Raw genomic sequence first — 7,145 nt, 5'->3', positions numbered from 1 at the left:
GGCGGCATGCTGGCCGGTGTCGACGGCGCGCTGGACGAGCAGACCCGTGCCGGTCTCGTGGCCGGTTACAGCGACAGCTCGCTGAACATGGGCAGCGGCACGCATTCATCGGCGTCCATCGACAGCTACCACCTCGGCGCCTACGCCGGGCATGAGCTGGGCAATTGGCGCTTGAGCGTCGGCGGTGCCTACAGCTGGCATCGCGGCGACGTGAAACGCGACTTGCAGTACGGCGAAGTCAGCGGCAAGCAGAAGACCAAGCTGGATGCGCGCAGTGCCCAGGTATTTACCGAAGCGGCCTACCGTTTGAACGTGTCCTCGGTGGCGCTGGAGCCGTTCGCCAACCTGGCTTACGTGCATCTGGACAACGAGCGCTTTCACGAGAAAGGCGACGCCGCCGCGCTGGAGCGTGGCAGCGATAGCCGCGATGCAGTGCTGAGCACCCTGGGCCTGCGGGCGGCAAAAACCTTCCCTCTCAACGACCGCCAGCAACTGGACGTTTCCGGCTCGCTGGGCTGGCAGCACAGCCTGAGTGCCGTTGAATCCGAAGAGCACCTGGCGTTTGTCGCCGGAGGGCCGTCGTTTGCGGTGCAAAGCTCGCCGTTGATGCGCGACGCGGCATTGGTGGGCGTGCAGGCGAGCCTGGCGTTGAGCAAAAGCACACGGGTCAACCTCGACTACACCGGCCAATTGGCTGGCCGGGAAAAAATCCAGGGTGTGGGGTTGAGCCTGAACTGGCAGTTCTGAGCAAGATCCTGAGGTCGAAAGAGGTCAACTGTGGGAGCGGGNNACTGAGCCACCGCATTCGCGAGCAAGCCCGCTCCCACATGGGGTCGGCGACGCTTGGGAGAAACGTGATTTATACAAGTGCAATAAAAACTAAGGAAGGTCACCGTGAAAAAAACAAAACGAGGGTTTCAATCCGCCATCCCAACAGGCCCGGGCTACCCGCTCAAGGCCCTGAGCTGCGTGCCATACGGCGCGTTGCTGTGTTGCCTGGCCAGCCTGGGTACCGCCCAGGCCGCACCCTACGTGGAAACCGGAAAACTGGGAGATGCTGCCAGTTGGCGCAGTAATGAATTCAAGGCCGACTGGGGCCTGGGCGCCGTGCATGCAGACGCCGCCTACGCCGCCGGCTACACCGGCAAGGGCGTGAAGCTGGGGATCTTCGACCAGCCGGTGTATGCCCAGCATCCGGAATTCGCCAGCCCCGGCAAAGTGGTCACGCTCGTGACCGAAGGCATTCGCCAATACACCGACCCGTACATCCCGGTGAAAGCCGGGGACGCGTTTCGCTACGACGGCACGCCTTCCCTGGGTTCCAACGGCAAGCTCGGCAATCACGGCACCCACGTAGGCGGGATCGCTGCGGGTAACCGCGACGGCGGGCCAATGCACGGCGTGGCGTTCGATGCGCAGATCATCAGCGCCGAAAACGGTGACCCGGGCCCCGAAGACGGGATCATCCTGGGCAACGACGGTGCGGTCTACAAAGCCGGTTGGGACGCGCTGGTGGCCAGCGGCGCACGCATTATCAACAACAGCTGGGGCATCGGCATCGGTGACCAGTACGCCAAGGGCGGCCGAGATCCGGCATTCCCCAACTTCACGGTCAATGAAGCCCAGGCGCAGTTCAATAACATTCGGCCGATCCTTGGGACGATCGCAGGTGGCGCTTATCAGGGCGCCATTGATGCGGCCCGCAGCGGCGTGCTGACGATCTTTGCCGCCGGCAACGACTACAACCGCAACAACCCGGATGCGATCTCGGGCCTGGCGTACTTCGTGCCGGAGATTGCACCCAACTGGCTGTCGGTGGCGGCCTTGCAACAGAATCCCGACACCGCCAGTTCCGATCCTTACGTGATCAGTACCTTTTCCTCGCGCTGCGGGTATGCCGCCAGCTTCTGCGTCGCGGCGCCCGGCACCAAGATCTACAGCTCGGTGATCAACGGCACCTCCCTGGAAAACCTGACCACCGACTACGCCAATTTCAACGGCACCTCCATGGCCGCGCCGCATGTGGCCGGCAGTGCAGCGGTGTTGATGGAGCGCTTCCCGTACATGAGCGGCGACCAGATATCCACGCTGCTGAAAACCACCGCGACCGACCTCGGCGCACCGGGCATCGACTCGCTGTACGGTTGGGGCATGATCAACCTGGGCAAGGCCATCAACGGCCCGGGGATGTTTGTGACGGCTGAGGATATCCCGGCGGAGTTTCGTATCGACGGCGCCTACGGCTCCGGCCAGTTTGTCGCGGACCTGCCAGGGATTGGCGCCGTGGTGGATGCCGGCAAACCGACCCAGCGCACGTGCACCGATGTGCATTGCGGGCTGGATGTGTGGAGCAACGATATCTCCGGGCATGGCGGCCTGACCAAGCAGGGCATTGGCGCGCTGGTACTGACCGGCACCAACACCTACAGCGGCCCGACCCTGGTCAACCAAGGGTTGCTGGCGATCAATGGCTCGATCACCTCCGACGTTACCGTCAGCAGCAGCGGCGTAGTGGGCGGTTCCGGGCGCATTGGTTCGCTGACAGCGAACAGCGGCGGTACCGTGGCGCCGGGCAACTCCATCGGCACCCTGAACGTGGCCGGGGATGTGAACTTCGCGGCGGGCTCTACCTATGCGGTGGAGTTGTCGGCCACCAACAGTGATCGCATCGTCGCCGGTGGCAAGGCCACCCTCAGCGGCGGCACGGTGACCCTGGCCCTGGAAAACAGCCCGACGCTGCTGACCCAGACCCAGGCCGAAAGCCTGATCGGTCGCCAATACAACATCCTGCAGGCTGCGGGCGGGATTACCGGCAGCTTCGGTTCGGTGCTGCCCAACTATCTGTTTATCGGCGGTACCCTGAACTACGCCGCCAACGGCGTGCAGCTGGATGTGGGGCGCAATGCCAACACCTTTGCCAGTGTGGCCGCCACCCCGAACCAACGTTCGGTGGCCGCTGCTGCCGAGCAGTTGGGCGCGGGCAACGCCGTGTACGAAAGCCTGTTGCTGGCGCCGAATGCGGCTTCGGCCCAGGGTGCATTCCAGCAGCTGTCCGGGGAAATCTACCCGGCGCTGGAAACCGCGTTGGTGAATGACAACCGCTACCTGCGTGAAGCCGTGGGCGAGCGTTTGCAGCAAGGGCAAATGGGCGCATCGAGCCAGACCGTCGACAGCCGTGGCAACGTCTGGGTCAAGGCGTTGGGCGCCTGGGGCAAGACCAACAGCGGCAGCGATACGGCGGGCTACACCACGTCCATCGGCGGCATGCTGGCGGGTGTGGACGGCGCGTTGGATGAAGACACCCGTGTAGGCCTGGTGGCGGGGTACAGCGATACATCGCTGAACATGGGCAGCGACACCCATTCCCGGGCATCGGTGGACAGCTATCACCTGGGTGCGTATGCCGGGCATGAAATCGGTGCCTTGCGCTTGAGCGGTGGTGCGACCTACAGCTGGCACCGCGCCGATGTGAAGCGCGAGCTGCAATACGGTGAAGTCGCCGGCAAGCAGAAAGCCAAGGTGGATGCCCGCAGTACCCAGGTGTTTACCGAGGCGGCGTATCGCCTGAACCTGCAACCCCTGGCCCTAGAACCGTTCGCCAACCTGGCGTACGTGCATCTGGATGCCGATGGGTTTACCGAAAAGGGTGATGCGGCGGCCTTGAAGGGCCGGGAAGACAGCCGCGATGTGGTGTTGAGTACCCTGGGTGCTCGAGCGCTGAAAACCTTGAATATCAATGACCATCAGCAACTGGAGCTTTCCGGCACCCTGGGTTGGCAGCACAACCTGAGCAGCGTCGATTCCGAGCGGCACCTGGCGTTTGCCTCGGGCGGCCCTTCGTTCACTGTGGAGAGTTCGTCGATGGTGCGTGATGCGGCATTGGTGGGGGCGCGGGTCAGCCTGGCGTTGAGCAAGGAGGCGAAGGTGAATCTGGATTACAACGGCCTGCTGGCCAGCAAGGAGAAAGTCCATGGGGTGGGTTTGAGCCTGGACTGGGCTTTCTAAACACTGCGGTTCGAAATGTGGGAGCGGGCTTGCTCGCGAAAGCGGTGGATCAGTCAACCCACCCACCGACTGGCACACCGCCCTCGCGAGCAAGCCCGCTCCCACATTGATCCGGTTCCAATCGTCCATTTGTGCAGATTCGGCTTTCTCGACAATTCCAACAAAAGAGAGGCAATACCATGGGTGTTTTCGACTATAAAAACCTCGGCACCGAGGGCTCCAAAGCGTTGTTCGCCGATGCCATGGCGATCACGCTGTACTCCTATCACAATCTGGACAACGGCTTTGCCGTGGGTTACCAGCACAACGGTTTTGGCCTGGGGCTGCCCGCCACTCTGGTGGGGGCGCTGCTGGGCAGCACCGATTCACAGGGGGTGATTCCGGGCATTCCCTGGAACCCGGATTCGGAAAAAGCCGCCCTCGAGGCGGTCAACAAGGCCGGCTGGACGCCCATCAGCGCCAGTACCCTGGGCTACGGCGGCAAGGTGGACGCCCGGGGCACGTTCTTCGGTGAAAAGCCCGGCTACACCACCGCGCAGGTGGAAGTGCTGGGCAAGTACGATGGCGACGGCAAGCTGCTGGAAATCGGCATTGGTTTTCGCGGGACTTCGGGGCCTCGGGAAACCTTGATCAGCGACTCCATCGGCGATTTGGTCAGTGACCTGCTGGCGGCGCTGGGGCCCAAGGACTACGCGAAAAACTACGCCGGCGAAGCCTTTGGCACCTTGCTCAAGGATGTCGCGGCGTATGCCGGCAGTCATGGCCTGACGGGCAAGGACGTGGTGGTCAGCGGTCATAGCCTGGGTGGCCTGGCGGTCAACAGCATGGCCGACCTGAGCGGCAATAAATGGTCGGGGTTCTACAAGGACTCCAACTATGTGGCTTATGCCTCGCCAACCCAGAGTGCCGGCGACAAGGTGCTGAATATCGGTTATGAAAACGACCCGGTGTTTCGCGCGCTGGACGGCTCGTCGTTCAACTTCTCGTCACTGGGCGTGCACGACAAGCCCCATGAGTCGACCACGGACAATATCGTCAGCTTCAACGATCACTACGCGTCGACGCTGTGGAATGTCCTGCCGTTTTCCATCGTCAATGTTCCCACCTGGCTTTCTCATTTGCCCACCGGGTATGGGGATGGCATGACGCGGGTCCTGGACTCGCAGTTCTACGACCTGACCAGCCGGGACTCGACGATTATCGTGGCCAACCTGTCGGACCCGGCCCGGGCCAATACCTGGGTGCAGGACCTCAACCGCAATGCCGAGCCGCACAAGGGCAACACGTTCATCATCGGCAGTGATGGCGATGACTTGATCCAGGGTGGCAAGGGTGTGGATTTCATCGAGGGCGGCAAGGGCAATGACACGATCCGCGACAACAGCGGGCATAACACCTTTCTGTTCGGCGGGCAGTTTGGGCAGGACCGGGTGATTGGTTATCAGCCGACCGACAAGCTGGTGTTCCGGGACGTGGAGGGCAGTGCGGACTGGCGTGACCACGCCAAGGTGGTGGGGGGCGATACCGTGCTGAGCTTTGGCGCGGACTCGGTGACGCTGGTTGGCGTTGGGCTCGCCGGGGTTTGGGGCGATGGGGTTTCCATCGGCTAAGTAGCGCCACGGATTGATCGTTCCCACGCTCTGCGTGGGAACGCCGCCCCGGAAGCTCTGCGTCCAACGGCCAACCCACGGTTCATGTCTTGCGCAGTGGTGACGCGGAGCGTCACGGGATGCATTCCCACGTAGAACGTGGGAACGATCATTGCCCGGCTCCCACAGGGGCGTGCATTGCAAAGAAAAGTGGGAGCCGACGGGCTCCCACTTTTTATTTCTCCTTCATCACGGTCGCGACGTCATCGGCCTTGACGCGAATATGCTTGCCGGCGATGTCGGTGAATTCGTAGAAGCCATCGGCCGTTTTCGCGTTGGGCACGTCCTTGGTCAGGTATTGAGTGCCGTTCTGCAACGTCACCACCGTCTGCGTGGAGCAACCGGCCAATACCAGCAACGTGAACATACCCACCGCCAGACCCAAATTCTTCATGCTCATAACCCTTACCCTGATCCTTCGAAAACCCCGCACCTGAGCGGTCGGGGGAGACTCATTTAATGTGGCTGACAGCCATCTGATCATTATTACGCAAAAAGTTGCGTGTGCCTTTGATCTATTACTGATTGCAACAGTCGGTCAGGGACGGCACTCTGTATGCATAAACAGTGGTTGATCCAGTGCCTGACATGTCCAATCCCCTAGAAGATCCGCTCTATTACCTGCATAACTTCCGCCAAGTGCTCGCCTGGCTGGGGCAGCGTTATGCCGATTTGCTGGCCCCGGACGAAGAGCATTTCATTCAGCAATTTGACAGCTTGCCGCAGGCATCCCAGGCGTTACTGGTACGCATGGTGATGCGCAAGGGCGCGCATTTCCGGGCGGGCAAGCTCAACTATGTCGAGATCGGCGCGGTGCACGAGGCGGTCGTGCCTTTGCTGGAACAGGGTTGGGTGACGGACCAATGCCTGTTGTCGTTCGGCGAGCTGTTCGGCCTGTTGCAGAAAGCGGAAATCCTGGCGGCGTTCAAACCCTGGATCGAGCAACCCAAGGCCAGGAAGGCTGACTGGCTGGAAACGCTGTCAATGCAGTTTTGTGAACTGCGTCACTTCCAGCACTGGTGCCCGGACCTGGCCGATCAGCTTTACAGCCTCACCGTGATGGAACTGTGCGACCGCCTGCGCCTGATGTTCTTCGGTAATCTCTATCAGGACTGGTCGGAATTTGTGCTGGCGGACCTGGGCATCTTTACCTACGAGAAAGTCGAATTCTGCGCCGAATCCCGCGGTTTGCGCAGCCGTGACGATGTGCACGGCTTCCTGTTCCTGCATCAGTGCCAGCAGGCCTTTGAAGCGGGCGAGGCACTCGATGGCGTGCTGGAACAAATCGCTACCTTGCACACCGACAACCCCTGGCTGGAGAAACGTCGGGCCAAGCTGTTGTTCCAGGTGGGCCAGTATTGTGAGCGCAGCGCCGAGTTGGCCCTGGCGGAAGCTATCTACCGGGGCTGCACCTATCCCGGCGCACGGGCGCGGCTGATCCGGGTGCTGGAGCGCCAGGAGGATTTTGCCCAGGCGATGGGGCTGGCCCGT

Annotated in this window: 4 protein-coding genes and 1 pseudogene; 4 read left to right on the top strand and 1 reads right to left on the bottom strand. The window is 61.8% G+C overall.

Translation table 11 applies throughout. The features are described 5' to 3' along the window. The 3 genes from HX846_RS21590 to HX846_RS21580 all read left to right on the top strand — a co-directional run. The coding region (locus HX846_RS21590) for an autotransporter domain-containing protein (protein WP_178966067.1) at window positions 1-747 on the top strand (747 nt) is incomplete at its 5' end. 147 nt (window positions 748-894) lie between these two features. After that, window positions 895-4,005 carry an autotransporter serine protease gene (locus tag HX846_RS21585; protein ID WP_178966066.1) on the top strand — a complete coding sequence of 1,037 codons (3,111 nt, stop codon included), beginning with the start codon at window positions 895-897 and terminating at the stop codon, window positions 4,003-4,005. A gap of 179 nt (window positions 4,006-4,184) precedes the next feature. Then, window positions 4,185-5,615 (top strand): lipase, encoded by a 1,431-nt coding sequence (locus tag HX846_RS21580; RefSeq protein ID WP_008433771.1) that lies wholly within the window; start codon window positions 4,185-4,187, stop codon window positions 5,613-5,615. A 214-nt stretch (window positions 5,616-5,829) separates the two neighbouring features. On the opposite strand, the gene HX846_RS21575 is transcribed toward HX846_RS21580, so the two are convergent. After that, the gene (locus HX846_RS21575) at window positions 5,830-6,054 is read right to left on the bottom strand and encodes a YgdI/YgdR family lipoprotein (RefSeq protein ID WP_102369114.1); all 225 of its coding nucleotides are present in this window, start codon (window positions 6,052-6,054) and stop codon (window positions 5,830-5,832) included. Window positions 6,055-6,242: 188 nt separating this feature from the next. Here HX846_RS21575 and HX846_RS21570 point away from each other — a divergent pair. Further along, window positions 6,243-7,145, top strand: a pseudogene (locus HX846_RS21570) (VRR-NUC domain-containing protein); the annotation flags it as partial.

It is taken from the genome of Pseudomonas sp. K5002, from assembly GCF_013386655.1.
Taxonomy (GTDB): Bacteria; Pseudomonadota; Gammaproteobacteria; order Pseudomonadales; family Pseudomonadaceae; genus Aquipseudomonas.
Note: the sequence above shows the minus strand (reverse complement) of the source record. Positions and strands in the feature narration are given on the sequence as shown.

What these genes read in the sequence shown, in the direction of transcription:
- HX846_RS21580 (WP_008433771.1), top strand. Translation starts at nt 4,185, where the DNA reads ATGGGTGTTTTCGACTATAAAAACCTCGGCACCGAGGGCTCCAAAGCG.
- HX846_RS21575 (WP_102369114.1), bottom strand. Translation starts at nt 6,054, where the DNA reads ATGAGCATGAAGAATTTGGGTCTGGCGGTGGGTATGTTCACGTTGCTG.